We start from the raw sequence: 19,894 nt of genomic DNA on the forward strand, positions 1-19,894 counted from the left end.
AATGAGTCCCAAAGACTACGACATCTTGATTCATGGGGGCGGGCCTGTTGGGCTTGCCTGCGCTGCATGGATTTTACAAAAGTTTCCCGAAGCAAAACTGACGCTACTAGACCGTAATCCTGCCGATGACGCAGAGCTTGTGGCTGCCGATAGTAGAGGTATTGCCCTTTCACATGGTAGCAAGCTCCTACTAGATACGATCCACGCATGGCCATCAGATTGCGCTGATATCCATCGTGTACATGTATCGCAAGCAGGTCGCTTTGGTCGCGCACTCATGACACGCGAAGAGCTTCGTCAGGATGCACTTGGTCACATTATTCGTTATCGTGACATTCACATTACGCTTCGCCAAGCCTTAAGAAACATTCAGGTAAAGAGCCCGAATTTTATTTGGCAACATATTGATAACAATGTTGAGCATGACCATATTAATGCTCAGTGCGTAGTCCACGCCGAAGGTGGACTCTTTAAAAAACAAGATTGGGTTGAATCTGGTCGAGACTATGGGCAATCAGCCTTAGTAGGATTAGTTGAAGTAGAAAATTCCATACCTTATCAAGCCTGGGAGCGCTTTACTGCCGAAGGACCGCTGGCAGTATTACCGAGTCACTACGGGCCCAACATTCTTAATCTCGTTTGGTGTGGCTCACCAGAATCCTCACATCAACGTTTGCAATTGAGTGATGCTGAATTTTTAACATCCTTACAACATGAATTTGGCTCACGCATTGGCCGTTTTCTCAAAATTCAAGATCGTCGTTTATTTGCACTTGGCCTGAACTATCGCAAACAAATTACTAAAGACCATGAAGTATGGATTGGCAATGCAGCTCAAGCTTTGCATCCTGTTGCAGGTCAAGGCTTGAACTTAGGTTTACGAGATGCTTACTTATTAGCGGAAAAATTGGCGGGGCTATTTTCCAGCGCGCTCGATCAGCAAACATCAGTGCAGATTCAAAATACTTTGGAAAGTTATGCACAAAGTCGTAAAGCCGATAGAACCACAACGATTGGTTTGACAGACTTGATGGCAAGAGTGTTCACCTCAAATCTCGCCCCCGTAGTTGTTGCTCGAGGATTGGCCTTATCAGCCCTTCAGTGGATTCCACCAGTCAAAACAGCCTTAGCTCGCCAGATGATGTTTGGCAGGCGCTAAGGGGCTTAAAAAGCCTTCAAACTCCAAGCATTCAATAGTTCATCTGAAGCAAGTAATCTGCCTAAAAAATAGGCAGATTTTGGTCTGACTGTGCTAAAGTGTCATGCTTTCCGCAAATTACCCACCGAGTCGCCCCAGCACAAACCCGCAATAGATGAAGATTGGCCCTCATACCCTCGCAAATAGACTCTTTGTCGCACCCATGGCAGGAGTAACAGATCGTCCATTTAGGCAGCTTTGTAAGCAATTAGGTGCTGGGTACGCCGTCTCAGAAATGGTGGCTTCCAATGCCCTTTTGTGGAAAAGTGAAAAAACCCAACGTCGTGCCAATCACATTGGCGAATTCAAACCGATTGCAGTCCAAATTGCTGGTGCAGATCCCGCAATGATGGCTGCAGCAGCAAAAATGAATGTAGACCATGGTGCGCAAATTATCGACATCAATATGGGCTGCCCAGCAAAGAAAGTTTGTAACGTTGCTGCAGGCTCGGCACTACTCCGTGATGAACCACTTGTACAACAAATATTAGAAGCGGTTGTTAATGCAGTCGGCGTTGGCCCAGATGCAGTACCAGTGACTTTAAAAATTCGGACTGGCTGGAATCGTGAGCATAAAAATGCAATCGAGATTGCACGCCTTGCTGAAAATTGCGGCATCTCCATGCTTACCGTTCATGGCCGTACGCGTGCCGACCTTTATCTAGGTGAAGCAGAATATGAAACAATCACCGCCGTTAAAAACAGTGTGGATATTCCTGTGGTTGCGAATGGCGATGTCAATAGCCCAGAAAAAGCAGTATTTGTTTTAGAAAGCACTGGTGCCGATGCCATCATGATTGGTCGTGCCGCACAAGGGCGCCCCTGGATCTTTCGTGAAATCAATCATTACTTAGAGACTGGTGGCAAGCTACCCACTCCAGAGATTAAAGAAATTCAGAAAATCATGAATGCCCATCTTTTAGATCACTATGAGTTCTACGGTGAACACATTGGCCTTCGCACAGCCCGCAAGCATATCGGCTGGTACTGCAAAGGTTTGCGCGACTCACATGCTTTTCGTCAGCGTATGAATACTGCAGATGATTGCAAAACCCAATTACAAATGATCAATGATTATTTTGATGAAATGAAATCTCATTCTGACCGCCTACTCTTTTTAGAAGCAGCCTAATTTTTCGACTTTAAGCACCAAATTCATATATCAATTCATATTTATGACCAATAAACACCCGATCACCGAATGCATTGAAACGCAATTACAGGTTTACTTAAATGACCTCAAGGGTACGCCACCAAACGGCATCTATCAAATGGTATTGGCCGTGGTAGAAAAACCAATGCTTGAACTCGTTATGCAACATGCCAAACAAAATCAATCTTTAGCTGCTCAGTACCTTGGCATCAACCGCAATACCCTGCACAAGAAATTAGTTGAACATCAGCTAATTAAATAAACAGTTATTTATTAAGCCTTCCAAAACTTATGATCCGTACAGCGCTTCTCTCCGTATCCGATAAAAATGGCATTGTGCCTTTCGCTAAAGCTCTTCATGAGCAAGGAATCAAACTCATTTCTACCGGCGGTACAGCAAAACTATTAGCCGAAAATAATCTGCCCGTAGTCGAAGTATCTTCTTTAACTCAGTTTCCTGAAATGCTAGATGGCCGTGTAAAAACACTCCACCCAATGGTGCATGGTGGCTTATTGGCTCGCAGAGACTTTCCTGAGCACATGGCGGCCCTGAAGAAGCATGGCATCGACACAATCGATATGCTCGTAATCAATCTCTACCCCTTCAATGAGACAGTGGCAAAGGAAAGCTGCAACTTCGAGGATGCAGTTGAGAACATCGACATTGGTGGCCCTGCGATGTTACGTGCAGCAGCAAAAAATCATCAAGATGTCACCGTCTTAATTTCACCAGAAGATTACGCGCCAGTTTTGGCCGAAATGAAAGCCAACAACAATACAGTTCCATATAAGACGAACTTAGCATTGGCTAAAAAAGTATTTGCACATACTGCTCAATACGATGGTGCCATTGCCAATTATCTGTCCACATTGGGTGATGACCTAGATCACAAAGCCCGCTCTGCTTATCCAAAAACGTTGCACCTAGCTTTTGAAAAAGTACAAGAGATGCGTTATGGCGAAAACCCACATCAATCTGCTGCGTTCTACAAAGATATTTACCCAGTAACTGGCGCTCTTGCAAGCTATCAGCAGTTACAAGGCAAAGAGCTTTCTTACAACAATATCGCTGATGCTGACTCTGCTTGGGAATGTGTCAAAAGCTTTTCTGGCAATGCTGACGGCGTAGCAGCCTGCGTCATCATCAAGCATGCCAATCCCTGTGGCGTAGCTGTTGGCGCAACAGCACTAGAAGCCTATCAAAAAGCTTTTAAAACAGATCCGAGTTCAGCTTTTGGTGGAATTATTGCCTTTAACGTGCTCTGCGATGGGGCTGCTGCTGAGGCGATTTCCAAGCAATTTGTCGAAGTATTAATTGCTCCAAGCTTTAGCGATGAAGCGAAAGCCATTTTTGCAGTCAAGCAAAATGTACGTCTTCTGGAAATTCCACTCGGCACTGCATTTAATCATTTTGATTTCAAGCGTGTTGGCGGTGGTTTACTAGTTCAATCGCCAGATGCAAAGAATGTTCTTCAAAGTGAGATGCGCGTTGTTAGCCAAAGACAGCCAACTCAAAGCGAAATGAATGACATGATGTTTGCATGGCGAGTAGCCAAGTTCGTCAAATCCAATGCGATTGTGTATTGCGCTAATGGCATGACTCTCGGTATTGGCGCAGGCCAAATGAGCCGGGTTGACTCTGCACGTATGGCTAGCATTAAAGCTGAAAACGCAGGCTTAAGCCTAAAAGGTTCAGCAGTTGCCAGTGATGCCTTCTTCCCATTTCGCGATGGCCTGGATGTGGTTGTTAATGGCGGCGCGAGCTGTGCGATTCAACCAGGAGGCAGTATGCGTGATGAGGAAATCATTGCTGCAGCAAATGAACATGGTATTGCCATGATCTTTACTGGCACTCGTCACTTCCGTCATTAAGTAAGGGAAGAAAAAATACGCATGCGTTGGATTGGAATCGACCCGGGGTTGCGTACCACTGGCTTTGGTGTCATCGATGTTGACGGCCAAAAGCTGATCTATATAGCCTCTGGAACGATTGAAAGTGGAGATCCTGCCAAGGGCTTGCCTGAGCGCTTAGGCGCCCTCTATGCTGGCCTTAAAGAAGTTCTAGAAACCTATCGCCCAGAGTCTGCTGCAATTGAAGAAGTCTTTTTAAACGTTAATCCACGTTCAACTTTGATGTTAGGTCAAGCGAGAGGCGCTGTTATTGCCGCACTCGTTGCAGAAAAGCTCCCCGTTGCCGAATACAGTGCCCTTCGCGTTAAGCAAGCCATTGTCGGAACAGGTCGCGCAGCCAAGCCTCAAGTACAAGAGATGGTGAAGCGTCTCCTCAGATTAAATCGTGCGCCAGGGACTGATGCTTCTGATGCATTAGGAGTTGCCATCTGCGCGGCCCATCACGCTCAAATACCAAAAGCCATTACTGCGGCATTAACCTCCAAGAAACGCAATAAGTAAAAGTACACTTCACAGGTTAAGATCTCTACATGATTGGTCGTATTCAAGGAATCCTCGTTTCAATTCATCCACCTCGCCTCTTGGTCGATTGCCAAGGCATTGGTTATGAAGTGGATGTGCCCATGAGTACCTTGTATCAATTACCCCAAGCAGGTCAAAAAATCACCCTTCTCACTCACTTCCAAGTGCGTGAGGATGCGCAGCAACTCTTTGGTTTTGCTACTGAGACAGAGCGCGAAGCATTTCGACAGCTCATTAAGATCAGCGGTGTTGGCTCTAGAACTGCATTAGCGGTTCTCTCTGGCATGAGTGTGAACGAGTTGGCTCAAGCAATCGCTCTTCAAGAAGCTGGACGTCTGACCCAAGTTCCCGGGATTGGTAAAAAGACTGCTGAGCGTCTTTGCTTAGAACTGAAAGGCAAGCTTGCCCCAGACTTAGGAATTGCTACCGGCAAACCTCAAGCATTAGATGCCAATAGTGAAGTGCTACAAGCACTGCTTGCTTTAGGCTATTCAGAAAAAGAAGCGCTCTTAGCCCTCAAGCAAATCCCGCCAGACACTTCGGTTTCCGATGGCATTCGGCTGGGTTTAAAGTATTTATCTAAGACCTGATTAGCTAAACCCCACTAAACTGGCAGCATGGCAATTCATACAGACGACCTCAGCTCTATCCCTGAAGATTTACCGGAGAATAATGACCGCATTGTTAGTGGCGCGGTAGGTAATTCTGAAGCTATCTTTGAAAGAGCTTTACGTCCAAAACAACTCGACGAGTATGTTGGTCAAACGAAAGCGCGTGCCCAATTAGAAATCTTTATTAGCGCCACTAGAGCACGTCAAGAAGCCCTTGATCATGTTTTGCTATTTGGTCCTCCAGGTCTTGGTAAAACTACGCTTGCACACATTATTGCGCGAGAGTTGGGCGTCAACTTGCGCCAAACCAGCGGTCCTGTTCTAGATAGACCTGGCGACCTCGCTGCATTGTTAACGAATTTAGAAACTAATGATGTGCTCTTCATTGATGAAATTCACCGTCTCTCTCCAGTAGTTGAGGAGATCCTGTATCCAGCGCTCGAAGACTATAGCCTTGACATCATGATTGGCGAAGGGCCTGCAGCGCGTAGCGTCAAGATCGACCTCAAACCATTTACCTTAATTGGCGCAACGACTCGCGCAGGTATGCTTACCAACCCATTGCGTGATCGCTTTGGAATTGTGGCAAGACTCGAGTTCTACACCACTGAAGAGCTCACCAAAATCATCAATCGCTCGGCAAGTTTACTTAAGGCAAGTATTGATCCAGAGGGATCTTTAGAGATTGCAAAACGTGCTCGTGGCACTCCGCGTATTGCCAATCGCTTACTGCGTCGTGTACGTGACTATGCAGAAGTAAAAGGCACTGGCACGATTACCAAAGCCATGGCTGATGCCGCACTGAAGATGTTGGATGTTGATCCAAGTGGTTTTGATGTGATGGATAGAAAATTGCTTGAAGCTATCTTGCACAAGTTTGATGGAGGTCCAGTTGGGATTGATAACCTAGCTGCAGCGATTGGCGAGGAACGTGACACAATAGAGGATGTCTTAGAGCCTTACCTCATTCAGCAAGGTTATTTACAGAGAACGTCTCGTGGTCGTGTAGCAACACGGCAAGCTTATGAGCACTTTGGTTTAACACCACCTAGTAGCAGTGCTAGCCTAGACCTCTAAACTCATTAACTCAGCGTTACCTTAGCAAACTTACGCTTACCAACCTGCACAACATAGGTTCCAGCCTCAATCTTGGCTTGTTTATCTGTTACGGTAGCGCCATCAATCTTTACACCACTTTGCTCAACGTTACGCATCGCTTCTGATGTAGATGGTGCTAAGCCGGCAGCCTTGAGGAGGCTGGCAATTCCCATGGGGGCTCCAGAGAGATTTACTTCTGGGATGTCATCAGGGACACCGCCTTTAGCACGGTGATTAAAGTCTTCTAAGGCTTTTTCTGCCGCAGCCTGAGAATGAAAACGCGCTACGATTTCTTGCGCAAGCAATACTTTGCAGTCTTTTGGGTTTCGTCCAGCAGCAACCTCTTGTTTCATCAAATCAATTTCTGACATTGGGCGAAATGACAGCAATGTGAAGTAATCCCACATCAAATCATCTGAGATGCTTAAGAGCTTGCCAAACATATCTCCAGCGGGCTCACTAATACCGATGTAATTCCCTTTGGACTTACTCATCTTCTCAACGCCATCCAAACCAACCAAGAGCGGCATAGTCAAAATACATTGAGGCTCTTGGCCATATTCACGCTGCAGTTCACGACCAACCAAAAGATTAAATTTTTGATCAGTACCACCAAGCTCTAAATCACTCTTCAGAGCAACCGAGTCATAGCCCTGCATTAAAGGATATAAGAACTCATGAATAGAAATCGGTACACCATTGCGATAGCGTTTCGTAAAGTCATCGCGCTCTAACATACGAGCAACGGTATGTTTCGCAGCCAACTGAATCATGCCGCGTGCGCCTAAAGGATCACACCATTCGCTGTTGTAGCGCACTTCTGTTTTAGCTGGATCGAGCACCATGCTTGCTTGACGATAATAAGTCTCGGCATTAACAGCAATCTCTTCTGCGGTTAATGGTGGACGAGTAGCATTGCGGCCCGATGGATCGCCGATCATGCTAGTGAAGTCACCGATCAAGAAAATCACGGTATGACCTAAATCTTGCAACTGACGTAATTTATTCAGAACAACCGTATGACCTAAATGAATATCAGGAGCAGTTGGATCCAAACCCAGTTTGATTCTGAGTGGGGTCTTAGTGGCCTGGCTACGAGCCAGTTTTTGTACCCAGTCAGCCTCAACTAATAGCTCATCACAGCCACGTTTGGTGACTTCGAGTGCAGCAAAGGCTTCGGGGGTCAAAGGATATTTTTGTTCAGGTTTAGCCGTCATGCTGATTCGGTTAACTGTTTCAGTTAAATTAGTATTTAAATTGCTAAAGCATAATTGTCGCATCCTTGAGAGCTAAACCCAGAACCCCATGAACAAGTCCGATTCCCATTACATTGGGCTAATGTCTGGCACCAGCCTAGATGGGATTGATGCCGTTCTAGCCAAAATTGAGCCCAATGGTCAAGCGAGCGCAGTAGAGGCTGTTAGCACACCCTTTGCACCCGATCTTCGAAAAGCCCTTTTTGAGCTGCAAACTCCAGGCCCCAATGAGCTCGATAGGGAGAGGCGAGCTGGTAACGCCTTGGCCCTAGCCTATGCCGAGGCAGTGGTCACATTACTTAACAAAGCGAATTTGCAGGCATCGGATATCACTGCTATTGGCGCCCATGGGCAAACTATTCGCCATCAGCCTCATCTTGGAGATTTAGCATACACACACCAAACCCTCAATCCAGCTCTCTTAGCCGAAAAGACCGGTATTGATGTCATTGCAGATTTTAGAAGTCGCGATCTTGCTGCTGGGGGTCAGGGTGCCCCATTAGTGCCCGCTTTTCATGCGCAACAATTTTCTGCAACAAAAAGCATCGCAGTCTTAAATATTGGTGGCATCGCCAATCTCACTCTTCTTCCAAATGGTGGTGAAATTACTGGTTTTGATTGCGGCCCTGGAAATATCTTGATGGACGCTTGGATACATCAACATCAAGGAAATACTTTTGATGAGAATGGTAAATGGGCATTAAAAGGTAAAGTGAATACAGAGCTGCTGGCAAGAATGTTGTCAGATCCCTTCTTTGCAAAAGCTCCACCAAAAAGTACGGGAAGAGATGATTTTCATCTTAACTGGTTACAAGAAAAACTAGGGGATGTGAATCATTCCATTGAAGATGTGCAAGCAACCCTATTGCACCTAAGCGCTCATTCAGCGCTAGAAGCCTTGGTACGTCATGGCCCACAAACCCAGAAGCTGATTGTCTGCGGAGGCGGCGCCAAAAACCAAGCCTTGATGAATTTACTCAAATTGAAGGCACAGCATTTCTTTACAGAGCCTTTAGAAATTACAACGAGTGATTCTGTTGGTATCGATCCGCAACTCGTTGAAGGCCTCGCTTTTGCTTGGCTTGCCTGGGCTCATAAAGAAAAACGGCCAGCAAATTTGCCAGCCGTTACAGGAGCGAAGGGACCCAGAATTCTAGGTGCTTGCTATCCAGCGTAGTAGATTTTTAAGCGGAGAAAGAAGAGCCACAACCACAAGTGGTTGTTGCATTTGGATTCTTAATCACAAATTGTGAGCCATTAATGTCCTCTTTGTAATCAATCTCAGCACCCACTAAATATTGGAAGCTCATTGAATCGACTAACAAAGTAACGCCATTCTTTTCAAAAAGGGTGTCATCTTCATTCACAGCATCATCAAATGTGAAGCCGTATTGAAAACCTGAGCAACCACCACCTTGAACGAACACACGTAACTTCAACTCTGGATTACCTTCTTCAGCAATCAAGTCAGCCACTTTTGCAGCAGCGCTATCCGTGAATACCAAAGGGGTTGGTGGCTCGGCTAAATCTTGTGCAGGTTGCGTAGCTAATTGGGTCATGATTTACTCCTAATTCAAAAGACGATAACTCTATTCTAGGCTTTAAATGCCCAGTCTGCTGAAGGGTCATTACTGATCACCCAGATACCCGATTATGGAGAAACGGCTATTTGGTTAAGCCCAGTAGTTTCTGGCAAGCCAAACATGAGGTTCATGCACTGTACGCCCTGACCTGAAGCACCCTTCACTAGATTGTCTTCCACTACCAAAATGACCAAAGTGTCCCCACCTCCTGGCCGGTGGATCGCAATCCGAATGCCATTACTACCCCGCACTGAACGCGTCTCTGGATGACTGCCAGCAGGCATTACATCGACAAAAGGCTCACCCTGATAGAAGTTCTCATAGAGCTTTTGGTAGTCAACATCTATTCCAGCCTCGGTCAGGCGCACATACAAAGTCGAGTGAATGCCTCTTACCATTGGGGTGAGATGCGGCACAAATGTCAGACCAATCTGATCGTGACCTGCAATCGCCTTCAAACCTTGCACGATCTCAGGAAGATGGCGATGGCCTTTAACACCATAGGCTTTGAAGTTATCACTTGCCTCAGATAGCAATGTACCAATCTCGGCTTTACGTCCAGCACCGGAGGTTCCTGACTTAGAGTCAGAAATAATGTGATTACCATCAATCAACTGCTTGCCGCCAGTAGATTTTGGAGAGAGTAATGGTGCAAGCCCAAGTTGCACTGAAGTTGGATAACAACCAGCTAAGCCGACAACACGTGCTTTTTTAATAGCCTCGCGGTTTATCTCCGCCAAACCATAAACAGCTTCAGCTAAAATCTCTGGGCAGTTATGCTCCATGCCATACCACTTGGCAAATTCTTTAACATCTTTCAAACGGAAGTCCGCCGCAAGATCCAAAATCTTCACATTGCTTGCAAGCAATTCTTTTGCTTGTGCCATTGCAACACCATGCGGGGTTGCAAAGAACACTGCATCACATTCGTTTAATTTGGCTTCATCCGGTGTTGTAAATTTCAGATCAACACGACCACGCAAAGATGGGAACATTTCGGCTACTGGCATACCAGCCTCAGTGCGAGATGTAATAGCAACTATTTTGACTTCAGGATGCTGGGCCAATAAACGCAGTAGCTCAACCCCGGTATATCCTGTGCCGCCAACGATGCCAACCTTAATCATGTCTTTCTCCAAAATCCTGTATTCCCAATCACTCTATTTTTGCAGAGTAATACAACATTCTTACAATTTGCTTCATTGTAGAAACAAAAAGGGCCGCTTGCGCGACCCTTTCGATAAAACTGAAGCGACTGAAAGAATTAGCGCTTGCTGAACTGCTTACGACGACGAGCGCCATGCAGACCAACTTTTTTACGCTCAACTTCACGAGCATCGCGAGTAACCAAGCCTGCTTTAGACAGAGTTGGCTTCAGAGCGTTGTCGTAATCGATCAATGCACGAGTTACGCCGTGACGAACTGCACCAGCTTGGCCAGTTTCACCGCCGCCAGAAACGTTTACTTTGATATCAAAGGTCGTTAAGTGGGCTGTGAGAGCCAAAGGCTGACGAGCGATCATGCGCGATGTTTCACGAGCAAAATAAGCATCGATAGGCTTACCGTTAACAGTAATTTCGCCTTTGCCAGATTTTATAAAAACGCGCGCAACAGAACTCTTGCGGCGACCGGTACCGTAATTCCAATTTCCGTAATTAATAGCCATTTGGTTTCCTTAAATCTCTAACGCTTTAGGCTGTTGAGCCGTGTGCGGATGATTAGCATCGCCATAAACTTTCAATTTCTTGATCATGGCATAGCCTAGTGGGCCTTTTGGCAACATACCCTTCACAGCCTTCTCCAAAGCGCGGCCTGGAAAACGGTCTTGCATCTTGTCGAAGTTAGTCGAGCTAATACCACCTGGGTATCCGCTGTGACGGTAATAAATCTTGTTCAAGCCTTTTGTGCCAGTGACACGCAGCTTAGATGAATTGATCACGACGATAAAGTCGCCAGTATCAACGTGTGGTGTGAATTCAGGCTTGTGCTTGCCGCGTAGACGGTGTGCCACTTCACTGGCGACACGACCGAGGACTTTGTCCGTAGCGTCAATCACGAACCATTCACGCTTTACCTCATGGGATTTTGCGGAAAAAGTTTTCATGATTTCTCAAATTGTTATAGTCAAAAAATTACCCCAACCAAACTACGTCCACCTTGGCCCTGCTTATGTTTGCAAGCTCGCAGATTCTGCAATCTAACTGGTACAACAAATCACCGCTGACTGGTTCGGTAATTCAGTAAAGCCTTGAATTGTAACCCAAAAAAAACCCAGGAACGAGTCCTGGGTTGGAATCCACCTATGTTTGGGTGGAGGAGACACTGGGTGGTAAATCTCAGTCTTATACAAGACTGACTACCAATATGGTTATTCTACACAAGATTTATGGTGCAATGCAAGAAAATTGACCAAAATCAATTTTCTGATGTTTTTTAGCCCAAATTTAGGGCAATACTAATATATAGAAATTGGTAAACTATTGATAATATTGATTAATTTATTAAGTTAGGGATCACTAATATGGAATGTCGAGTCTCTTGGTTGGGTAATGGCGGTATGGCTTTTTCAGCTGAAACCGGCAGTGGGCATCTTGTCAATATGGACGGAGCCCCTGAAGCAGGCGGCAGAAACCTAGCTCCAAGGCCGATGGAACTCCTTCTGGCTGGAGCTGGAGGTTGTTCCGCATTTGATGTGGTTTTAATCCTACAAAAGGCTCGCCAAGCAGTTACAGCCTGCGATGTCACCCTTCAGGCAGAAAGAGCCTCTGAGGACCCCAAAGTCTTTACCAAGATTAATTTGCACTTCATCGTTAAAGGCAAAGACTTAGAGCAAACCAAAGTGGATCGCGCCGTGAAGCTTTCTCATGAAAAGTATTGCTCCGCCACTACCATGCTGGCTAAAACTGCTGAGCTGACTTACAGCGTCGAAGTCATTTCGGAATAAGTGCAGAGTCAATCGATAAGCCGGATTCTGTCGCCTAGATTCGCACCTAGGGGCAATCATTCCTCTAGGCCGTTAGTTACCTAACGGCTCAAGCTCCCTACCCGCAGACTCAGCGGGACGCCTCATCGTCTGCATACTTGGGATTGCTCCAGGTGGAGGTTACCGCGTTTCACCGTAACTAAATACGCTCGTCTCTGTGGCCCTATTCCTCACGTCACCGTGGATGGCCGTTAGCCATCACCCTACCCTGTGGAGTCCGGACTTTCCTCCCCCTCAATAAAGAGGCGGCGATTGCCTAATTGACTCTGCGCCTGCAGTCTAACGCAGACGGAGCAAATTGGCTTGAAAACGAAGGACTAGCGTATGTAGATTTAAATCAGCGACCAGGCGATTGTTTCGCCTGCGCGTAGCGGCACAATCGTCGCATCACCTAAAGGCAATTCTGCAGGAATACGTTGCGCCTGTTTGGAAAGAGTAATTTTTTTACTATTGCGTGGCAAAGAATAAAAATCAGGGCCAAAGAAACTGGCAAAACCTTCCAATTTATCCAATTTACCAACACTCTCGAATGCCTCAGCATATAAACCCAAAGCATTAAATGCACTATAGCAACCAGCACAACCGCAAGCAGCCTCTTTAGCGCCCTTCGCATGTGGCGCGCTATCGGTACCCAAGAAGAAACGAGGATTGCTGCTAGTAGCAGCCTCTAGCAAGGCAACGCGATGCTCTTCACGCTTGAGTACTGGTAAACAGTAGTTGTGTGGACGAATACCGCCAGCAAAGATCGCATTGCGGTTCATGAGCAAATGCTGTGGGGTGATCGTCGCAACAATCGTATTCTTTCCGTCAGTCGAGGCATCACGCACATAGTGCGCCGCCTGTTTTGTCGTAATGTGCTCAAACACTATTTTGAGCTCAGGAAAATCTTTGCGCAATGGCTCAAGAACTTGATCAATAAATACAGCTTCGCGATCAAAGATATCAACATCAGCATGAGTTACTTCACCATGCACCAGCAAAGGCATTCCAACAGTTTGCATCGCCTCTAAAGCTTGATAGCAACGCTTAATATCACTAACACCCGCATCGCTATTTGTCGTAGCACCTGCAGGATATAGCTTGAATCCAACTATGCCTTCTGCCTTAGCTTTACGCACCTCATCCGCTGAAGTGTTATCAGTTAGATATAAAGTCATCAGCGGCGTAAAACTGCCAATACCTAATGATTTCAAATTCGATTCAATGCGAGCTTGATAAGCCTTGGCCAAATCTACGGTAGTGACTGGTGGCTTCAAGTTTGGCATGATGATCGCGCGTGCAAATTGACGAGCAGTGTCAGCTAATACATACTTCATTACTTCGCCATCACGAATGTGTAAATGCCAATCGTCTGGCTGAATTAATTCAATTTGTATCGGACTATTGGACATCATTATTTATCGAGCAAGATAATGCGGAAATCATTCACATTTGTGAGTGTAGGGCCAGTTTCCACTAAAGCTCCTAATTCTGCAAAGAAACCGTAGCAATCATGTGCCGCCAAGAATGTTTCTGGCACAAGCCCTTGAGGTTGAGCTAGTTTTCGAACTTCACCATCAAACCATGCGCCGGCATTTTTCTCGCTACCATCAATACCGTCGGTGTCTGCCGCTAAGGCAGCAATCTTGGATAAATCTGCACTGGCAGCAAAAAGAGATAAGAGATATTCACTGCAACGGCCGCCGCGCCCCTTAAGTCCTGCAGGAATCGTCACCGTGCATTCACCACCAGAAATAAGAGCCAAGGGCTTGTCACCTTTGGCTAAATACTCACGAGCCAAATTTGCTTGACTCACTCCAACCTCTTGAGCTTCACCGGTAATGGTGTCACCCAGAACAACAGGTTCATATCCTTGGGTACGTACATAATCAGCTGCTGCTTCTAAACTTTTATATGCGGTAGCAATCACATGATTGGCTACTTGCGCATCTACCAAGTCAATGTCTTTTAAGGTTTCTGGCTTCTCTCCGGCTAAACCTTGCTTGAGATGATTCAAAACAATTGTAGGTACTGCGTCAGTACCTAAGTGATATTTTTCTAAGATATTCAGTGCATCTAAATAAGTTGAATAGTCAGCAGCACAAGGACCGCTCGCAATATCTGCTGGAGAATCCCCAGTCACATCTGAAATTAATAAAGCTTCAACACGAGCACCGCGTGCAATCGCAACCCTTGCTAAGTTGCCGCCCAGAATTGCTGATAAATGTTTGCGCACTATATTCATCTCTTCAATCGGTGCACCACTGCGCAGGAGTGCCTCAGTAGTCTTGCGCATATCTTCAATCGAAATGCCCTCGACCGGCAAGGTTAGAAGACTAGAGCCGCCGCCTGACACCAGAGCAATTAAGACATCCCCAGCTTGAAGTTCATTAGCCAAAGCCAACACTTCCTTTGCGCCATCCATACCAGCTTGATCAGGTACCGGATGACCAGCCTCCACAATCTTAATGTGAGACGTTGGAGAGCTGTGGCCATAGCGCGTCAGAACCACACCATTTATCTTTGTCTGGGGCCAGTTTGCTTTTGCATAAGACTCTAAGGCACTTGCCATAGATGCACTTGCTTTGCCGGCACCAACTACCAAGCATTTACCTTGTGGCTCCTGCCCAGATGGGAATATCTTTGCTAAGTATTGCGGGACAATCATCTGCGGATCGGCTACCGATACGGCAGCAGCAAAGGCATTCTTGAGAATAGCCTCTGTAGTAACTGATGGATTCATTTGCTGCGTCATGAAGCTATTCTAATCAAGTGCCGCTCGTTCCTGCATTTGCCACATCTCGGCATACCTCCCATTAGCAGCCAGTAACTCAGGATGAGTGCCACGCTCCACAATCTGACCATGATCCATCACCAAGATTTGATCGGCATGAATAATGGTTGACAGTCGATGTGCAATGATCAGAGTTGTTCGATTTTTGGCCAAACCGAGTAATTCTTCCTGAAAAGCCCTCTCCGTTTTAGAGTCCAAAGCTGAAGTAGCCTCATCAAAAATCAACATTGCGGGTTTTTTAAGTAGAGTTCTAGCAATTGCCACACGCTGCTTTTCGCCACCTGATAACTTCAGGCCCCGTTCGCCTACTTGGGTCTCATAACCCTCAGGCAAACGTTTAATAAAGCCATCGATTTGCGCTGCCCTTGCAGCCTCATGAACTTCATCAATTGTTGCTGAAGGATCACCATAGGCAATGTTGTAACCAATGGTGTCATTGAACAAAACCGTATCTTGGGGAACGATGCCAATGGCTTTACGCAAACTTGCCTGTGTCACATCTTGAAGGTTTTGACCATCAATCAAGATTTTTCCAGACTGCACATCATAGAATCGAAAAAGCAATCTAGCTAAGGTACTCTTGCCTGCACCACTTTGACCCACAACCGCAGTAATAGTACCGGCGGGAATGTTGAAGCTGACATCACGCAAAATTTCACGCTTAGCATCGTAATGAAAAGATACATTCTCAAAACGGACGTCTGGCCCGTGACCACGATGATCAATTCGTAATGGATGTGCATTCGGTGAATCAGCAATCTCTTTATCGGTATTGAGTAATGAAAACATTCGCTCCATGTCCGTTAGAGACTGTTTGATCTCGCGATAAATCACACCCAAGAAATTGAGTGGAATATACAACTGGATCATTAAAGTGTTTACTAATACAAGGTCGCCAAGAGTCATGGTGCCTTCTACTACACCGAGTGTAGCGCGCCACAAAATTAAGACTAAGCCAATGGCAATGATTGTTTGCTGTCCAAAGTTGAGAACTGCTAAAGATTTTTGCGACTTAATAGCAGCGGCCTGGTAGCGCACTAAATTTTTGTCGTAACGACTAGCTTCAAAAGCCTCATTACCAAAATACTTTACCGTCTCAAAATTTAATAAAGAATCAATGGCTTTCTGATTCGCCTTTGAATCCATGTCATTCATGGTCTTGCGAAAATGGGTGCGCCACTCCGTAACTACTACAGTAAATACGATATAGAAAACCAAAGCGCATAAGGTAATTGCTGCAAACCAAATATCATATGAGTACGCCAAATAGCCCAACACCAAAATGAACTCAACAAGCGTTGGTAGGATGCTATAGAGCGAATAAGAAATCAGCGACTGAATACCGCGAGTACCACGTTCAATATCTCGACTGACACCTCCAGTTTGACGAGCCAGATGAAAGCTCAGCGCCAAAGCATGTAAATGCTCAAAGACCTGGAGAGCCACTTTGCGGACAGCATTTTGGGTCACCCTAGCGAAGAGAAACTCACGCAACTCAGCAAACAAGGAGGCAGCCATTCGGAGGAGCCCATAAGCCAGAATGAGCCCCACTGGAACTACAAGTAAGACTTGTGGAGAGTCTGCCCTGAGGTTTAAATCATCAATTAAACGCTTCAGCAAAATAGGGATGCCTAGATTAGTAACCTTAGCAGCCACTAAGCAAGCCAGAGCAATCGCAACTCTAAATTTATATTCCAGTAGATAGGGAATTAAATCGCGAATAACCTTCCAGTCACTTCCCTGTGAGGGCTTGGAATCTGCGCTACCGTGATGGTGTCCCGATGAATGTCTCATCGCTCTATCTTATTCGCTTCTAGTTCACTTCGCTGAAAACAATTTTAGAATCGCTTCACCATTGCTAGGAGAAAAACATTTCTGAGCTGCCTCTGCAAATGGCAACCAATCATAAGCAACATGCTCTCTTGGGGAAAGGTGAATGGAAGTATTTTCTGGAACCTGCAGCGCAAACCAATGTTCAGTATTTCTGGTGACGCCAGGCGCATATCGAAAGCGCCACTCTGGATAGATCTCATATTCGATCTGGTGATGCAAATTGCGCAGCGCATCTGCTGGCAGCTGGTCAACGGCAATCCCCGTTTCTTCGAAAACCTCACGGGTAGCCGCTTGAGCTAAATCTTCATCTGACCTATCCAAGCTACCAGTAACGGATTGCCAAAAGCCTGCACGATCAGCACGCTCTATCAATAAAACATCCCTATTCGATTTGTAGATAACGACTAAAACCGAGATAGGGATTTTCAAGATAGCGCCGATACGGCTTGAATTGTTTTAAGCAGCCGGTGCTGCTTGGCGCAAACGGATATGCAACTCACGCAACTGACGCTCATCTACTGGGCTAGGCGCTTGGGTTAATAAGCATTGTGCACGTTGTGTTTTAGGGAAAGCAATGACATCACGAATGGACTCAGCACCAGTCATCATGGTCACAATACGATCTAAGCCGAAGGCAATACCGCCATGTGGGGGCGCACCGTATTGAAGTGCATCTAATAAAAAGCCAAACTTTGCTTGAGCTTCTTCAGCACCAATCTTCAATGCGCGGAATACCTGACTTTGTACCGCCTCTTGGTGAATACGAACAGAACCGCCGCCGATTTCACTACCATTTAGAACCATGTCATAAGCCTTAGCCAAGCACTTGCCTGGATCAGACTCGAGGTACTTCATGTGCTCATCCTTCGGGCTGGTGAATGGATGATGGCAAGCAACCCAACGCGCTTCGCCTTCGTCGTAATCAAACATCGGGAAATCTACTACCCACAATGGCTTCCATGCTTCGGTAAAGAGGCCATGCTCTTTACCCCAAGCAGAGTGGCCAATACGCAAGCGCAGGTTGCCGATGGCATCATTCACCACTTTTTCTTTATCAGCACCAAAGAAAATGATGTCGCCGTCTTTAGCACCAGTCCGTTTCAAGATGCCTTCGATCGCAGCATCATGCAAGTTTTTCACAATCGGTGATTGCAAACCATTGCGGCCTTCAGCGATAGAGTTCACTTTGATCCATGCCAAACCTTTGGCGCCATAGATACTGACAAACTGGGTGTAGTCATCAATTTCACTACGACTGATCTCGGCGCCACCTGGTACACACAAGCCCACTACTCGGCCACCTTCTTGATTTGCTGCGCCTGAGAAGACCTTGAAATCAACGTCTTTCATCACATCTGTCAATTCAGTGAATTCAAAGTTGACACGCAAATCTGGCTTATCGGAACCAAAACGCGCCATACCCTCTGAGTAAGGCATGGTTGGAAATGGATTAGGCAATTCCACATTCATAGTTTTCTTAAAAATATGAAGAATCATATTTTCAAAGAGATCGCGAATCTCAATCTCGCTCAAGAAAGCCGTTTCACAGTCGATTTGGGTAAATTCTGGTTGACGATCTGCACGTAAATCTTCGTCACGGAAACATTTGGTAATTTGATAGTAACGATCAAAACCAGCGACCATCAACAGCTGCTTAAACAACTGGGGAGACTGCGGCAAAGCAAAGAACTGACCATCATGCACACGGGATGGAACCAAATAGTCGCGCGCACCTTCAGGCGTACTCTTGGTGAGCATCGGTGTTTCAATATCAATAAAGCCCGCTTCGTCTAAATAGCGGCGGCACTCCATTGCAACGTTATAACGCAAGCGTAGATTCTTTTGCATTTGCGGACGACGCAAATCCAATACACGATGAGTCAAACGAGTGGTCTCGGATAAATTCTCATCATCAATCTGGAACGGCGGAGTAATAGAAGCATTCACAATAACCAGGTTGTGACAGAGAATTTCTACTTTACCGCTAACCAAATCTGTATTCTCTGTGCCAGCAGGGCGTGCGCGAACTAAACCTTTAATCTGAATACAGAACTCATTGCGCACTTGCTCAGCAAGGGCAAACATCTCCGGACGATCTGGATCACAAACTACCTGCACAAAACCTTCGCGATCACGCAAGTCAATAAAGATGACGCCTCCGTGGTCACGACGGCGGTTAACCCAGCCTGAGAGTGTGACCTCTTGACCAATCAGTGAATCGGTTACTTGGCCGCAAGTATGGCTACGCATTGACATAACAATTTCCTAAAATCAAAAATGTTGTGGTGACTCATGTGAAGTCAGAGCACTAGAATTATTTGGTGGAACCGAGCCCATGGAAACAATATGTTTCAATGCCTCTTCTACACTCATCTCCAACTCAATCGTTTGCGCACGAGGTACGATCATAAAAAATCCGGAGGTAGGATTTGGCGTAGTGGGCAAAAATACATTGACGTAGTCTTCGCCAAGCTTAGCAGTCACTTCTTTTGCAGGCGTGCCGGTTTGAAATGCAATCACCCAAGAATCAGCATGAGGATAACGAATCAACAGAGCCTTACTAAAGGCCTGACCATTTCCAGAAAATAAAGTGGAAGAAACTTGTTGAACGCTCGAGTAGATGGAACGAACAATCGGAATACGATTGACAAACTTATCCCAAATCTTTAACCACCACTGGCCAGCAAAACTAATCGCCAGTAGACCGGTGAACATAATCACTGCAATCACAATCACAATTCCAACGCCTGGGAGGTCGCGGAAGTGTTGGACATCTAGTGCAGCATCATGGGGAAGAACCATAATGATGGCGTGCATTACCGAACCAAAAACACCGTCGAGTAAACCCAAGCCCCCGGCAATCACCCAAACGGTGATTGACAATGGTGCCCAAACCAGGATGCCAGCGATAAAGTATTTTTTCATGTGTTCTGCCTAACCTGCTATTTTAGCGGTTAAGGAGCCAATCGGCGA

The 19,894-nt window shown here is 46.0% G+C and carries 20 protein-coding genes and 1 other RNA gene; 9 read left to right on the plus strand and 12 right to left on the minus strand.

Features of this window, described 5'->3' with window-relative positions:
* The first annotated feature begins 1 nt into the window (after position 1).
* From C2756_RS09815 to ruvB, 7 genes are all read left to right on the plus strand, one after another.
* Positions 2-1,159, plus strand: coding sequence for an FAD-dependent monooxygenase (locus C2756_RS09815; protein WP_215319036.1), 1,158 nt, complete (start codon positions 2-4; stop codon positions 1,157-1,159).
* 154 nt (positions 1,160-1,313) lie between these two features.
* On the plus strand, positions 1,314-2,330 hold the full coding sequence (dusB, locus tag C2756_RS09820) for a tRNA dihydrouridine synthase DusB (RefSeq protein WP_215319038.1): 1,017 nt from the start codon (positions 1,314-1,316) through the stop codon (positions 2,328-2,330).
* 43 nt (positions 2,331-2,373) lie between these two features.
* Positions 2,374-2,613, plus strand: a complete 240-nt coding sequence (locus C2756_RS09825) for a helix-turn-helix domain-containing protein (protein WP_215295867.1) — start codon at positions 2,374-2,376, stop codon at positions 2,611-2,613.
* Between the two features lie 29 nt (positions 2,614-2,642).
* Positions 2,643-4,223, plus strand: a complete 1,581-nt coding sequence (purH, locus tag C2756_RS09830; protein ID WP_215319040.1) for a bifunctional phosphoribosylaminoimidazolecarboxamide formyltransferase/IMP cyclohydrolase — start codon at positions 2,643-2,645, stop codon at positions 4,221-4,223.
* A gap of 21 nt (positions 4,224-4,244) precedes the next feature.
* Entirely contained in the window at positions 4,245-4,763 is a 519-nt protein-coding gene (ruvC, locus tag C2756_RS09835; protein WP_215319041.1) for a crossover junction endodeoxyribonuclease RuvC, read from the plus strand.
* Positions 4,764-4,792: 29 nt separating this feature from the next.
* Positions 4,793-5,374: a Holliday junction branch migration protein RuvA gene (gene ruvA, locus C2756_RS09840; protein WP_215319043.1), complete on the plus strand. Its 582-nt coding sequence runs from the start codon at positions 4,793-4,795 to the stop codon at positions 5,372-5,374.
* A gap of 27 nt (positions 5,375-5,401) precedes the next feature.
* Positions 5,402-6,472, plus strand: a complete 1,071-nt coding sequence (ruvB, locus tag C2756_RS09845; RefSeq protein ID WP_215319045.1) for a Holliday junction branch migration DNA helicase RuvB — start codon at positions 5,402-5,404, stop codon at positions 6,470-6,472.
* 5 nt (positions 6,473-6,477) lie between these two features.
* Here ruvB and tyrS read toward each other — a convergent pair whose 3' ends face one another.
* Positions 6,478-7,710: a tyrosine--tRNA ligase gene (gene tyrS / locus C2756_RS09850; protein WP_215319047.1), complete on the minus strand. Its 1,233-nt coding sequence runs from the start codon at positions 7,708-7,710 to the stop codon at positions 6,478-6,480.
* Between the two features lie 88 nt (positions 7,711-7,798).
* On the opposite strand from tyrS, the gene C2756_RS09855 reads away from it, so the two are divergent.
* A complete protein-coding gene (locus C2756_RS09855; RefSeq protein WP_215319049.1) occupies positions 7,799-8,926 on the plus strand; it encodes an anhydro-N-acetylmuramic acid kinase in 1,128 nt (375 codons plus the stop codon).
* A gap of 7 nt (positions 8,927-8,933) precedes the next feature.
* On the opposite strand, the gene erpA is transcribed toward C2756_RS09855, so the two are convergent.
* From erpA to rplM, 4 genes are all read right to left on the minus strand, one after another.
* On the minus strand, positions 8,934-9,308 hold the full coding sequence (gene erpA, locus C2756_RS09860) for an iron-sulfur cluster insertion protein ErpA (RefSeq protein WP_215295874.1): 375 nt from the start codon (positions 9,306-9,308) through the stop codon (positions 8,934-8,936).
* Between the two features lie 92 nt (positions 9,309-9,400).
* A complete protein-coding gene (gene argC / locus C2756_RS09865; RefSeq protein ID WP_215319051.1) occupies positions 9,401-10,459 on the minus strand; it encodes an N-acetyl-gamma-glutamyl-phosphate reductase in 1,059 nt (352 codons plus the stop codon).
* 137 nt (positions 10,460-10,596) lie between these two features.
* Complete coding sequence (gene rpsI, locus C2756_RS09870; RefSeq protein WP_015422033.1) at positions 10,597-10,998, minus strand: 30S ribosomal protein S9; 402 nt, start codon at positions 10,996-10,998, stop codon at positions 10,597-10,599.
* A gap of 9 nt (positions 10,999-11,007) precedes the next feature.
* Positions 11,008-11,436 carry a 50S ribosomal protein L13 gene (gene rplM, locus C2756_RS09875; protein ID WP_068949468.1) on the minus strand — a complete coding sequence of 143 codons (429 nt, stop codon included), beginning with the start codon at positions 11,434-11,436 and terminating at the stop codon, positions 11,008-11,010.
* Positions 11,437-11,853: 417 nt separating this feature from the next.
* Here rplM and C2756_RS09880 point away from each other — a divergent pair, with 417 nt between their 5' ends.
* Positions 11,854-12,276, plus strand: coding sequence for an OsmC family protein (locus tag C2756_RS09880; RefSeq protein ID WP_215319053.1), 423 nt, complete (start codon positions 11,854-11,856; stop codon positions 12,274-12,276).
* Here the strand turns inward: C2756_RS09880 and rnpB are convergent.
* From rnpB to C2756_RS09915, 7 genes are all read right to left on the minus strand, one after another.
* Positions 12,277-12,583: RNase P RNA component class A (gene rnpB, locus C2756_RS09885), an RNA gene on the minus strand.
* A gap of 64 nt (positions 12,584-12,647) precedes the next feature.
* Complete coding sequence (pyrC, locus tag C2756_RS09890) at positions 12,648-13,706, minus strand: dihydroorotase (protein WP_215319055.1); 1,059 nt, start codon at positions 13,704-13,706, stop codon at positions 12,648-12,650.
* 2 nt (positions 13,707-13,708) lie between these two features.
* Complete coding sequence (locus C2756_RS09895) at positions 13,709-15,049, minus strand: glycerate kinase (RefSeq protein ID WP_251372048.1); 1,341 nt, start codon at positions 15,047-15,049, stop codon at positions 13,709-13,711.
* Between the two features lie 9 nt (positions 15,050-15,058).
* Positions 15,059-16,882 carry an ABC transporter ATP-binding protein/permease gene (locus tag C2756_RS09900; protein ID WP_215319057.1) on the minus strand — a complete coding sequence of 608 codons (1,824 nt, stop codon included), beginning with the start codon at positions 16,880-16,882 and terminating at the stop codon, positions 15,059-15,061.
* Positions 16,883-16,906: 24 nt separating this feature from the next.
* Positions 16,907-17,350 carry a dihydroneopterin triphosphate diphosphatase gene (gene nudB / locus C2756_RS09905; RefSeq protein ID WP_215319059.1) on the minus strand — a complete coding sequence of 148 codons (444 nt, stop codon included), beginning with the start codon at positions 17,348-17,350 and terminating at the stop codon, positions 16,907-16,909.
* A 27-nt stretch (positions 17,351-17,377) separates the two neighbouring features.
* On the minus strand, positions 17,378-19,177 hold the full coding sequence (gene aspS / locus C2756_RS09910) for an aspartate--tRNA ligase (RefSeq protein WP_215319060.1): 1,800 nt from the start codon (positions 19,175-19,177) through the stop codon (positions 17,378-17,380).
* Positions 19,178-19,192: 15 nt separating this feature from the next.
* Positions 19,193-19,846 (minus strand): DUF502 domain-containing protein, encoded by a 654-nt coding sequence (locus tag C2756_RS09915; protein ID WP_215319062.1) that lies wholly within the window; start codon positions 19,844-19,846, stop codon positions 19,193-19,195.
* Positions 19,847-19,894 lie beyond the last annotated feature (48 nt).

It is taken from the genome of Polynucleobacter sp. UB-Siik-W21, from assembly GCF_018687415.1.
Classification (GTDB): Bacteria; Pseudomonadota; Gammaproteobacteria; order Burkholderiales; family Burkholderiaceae; genus Polynucleobacter.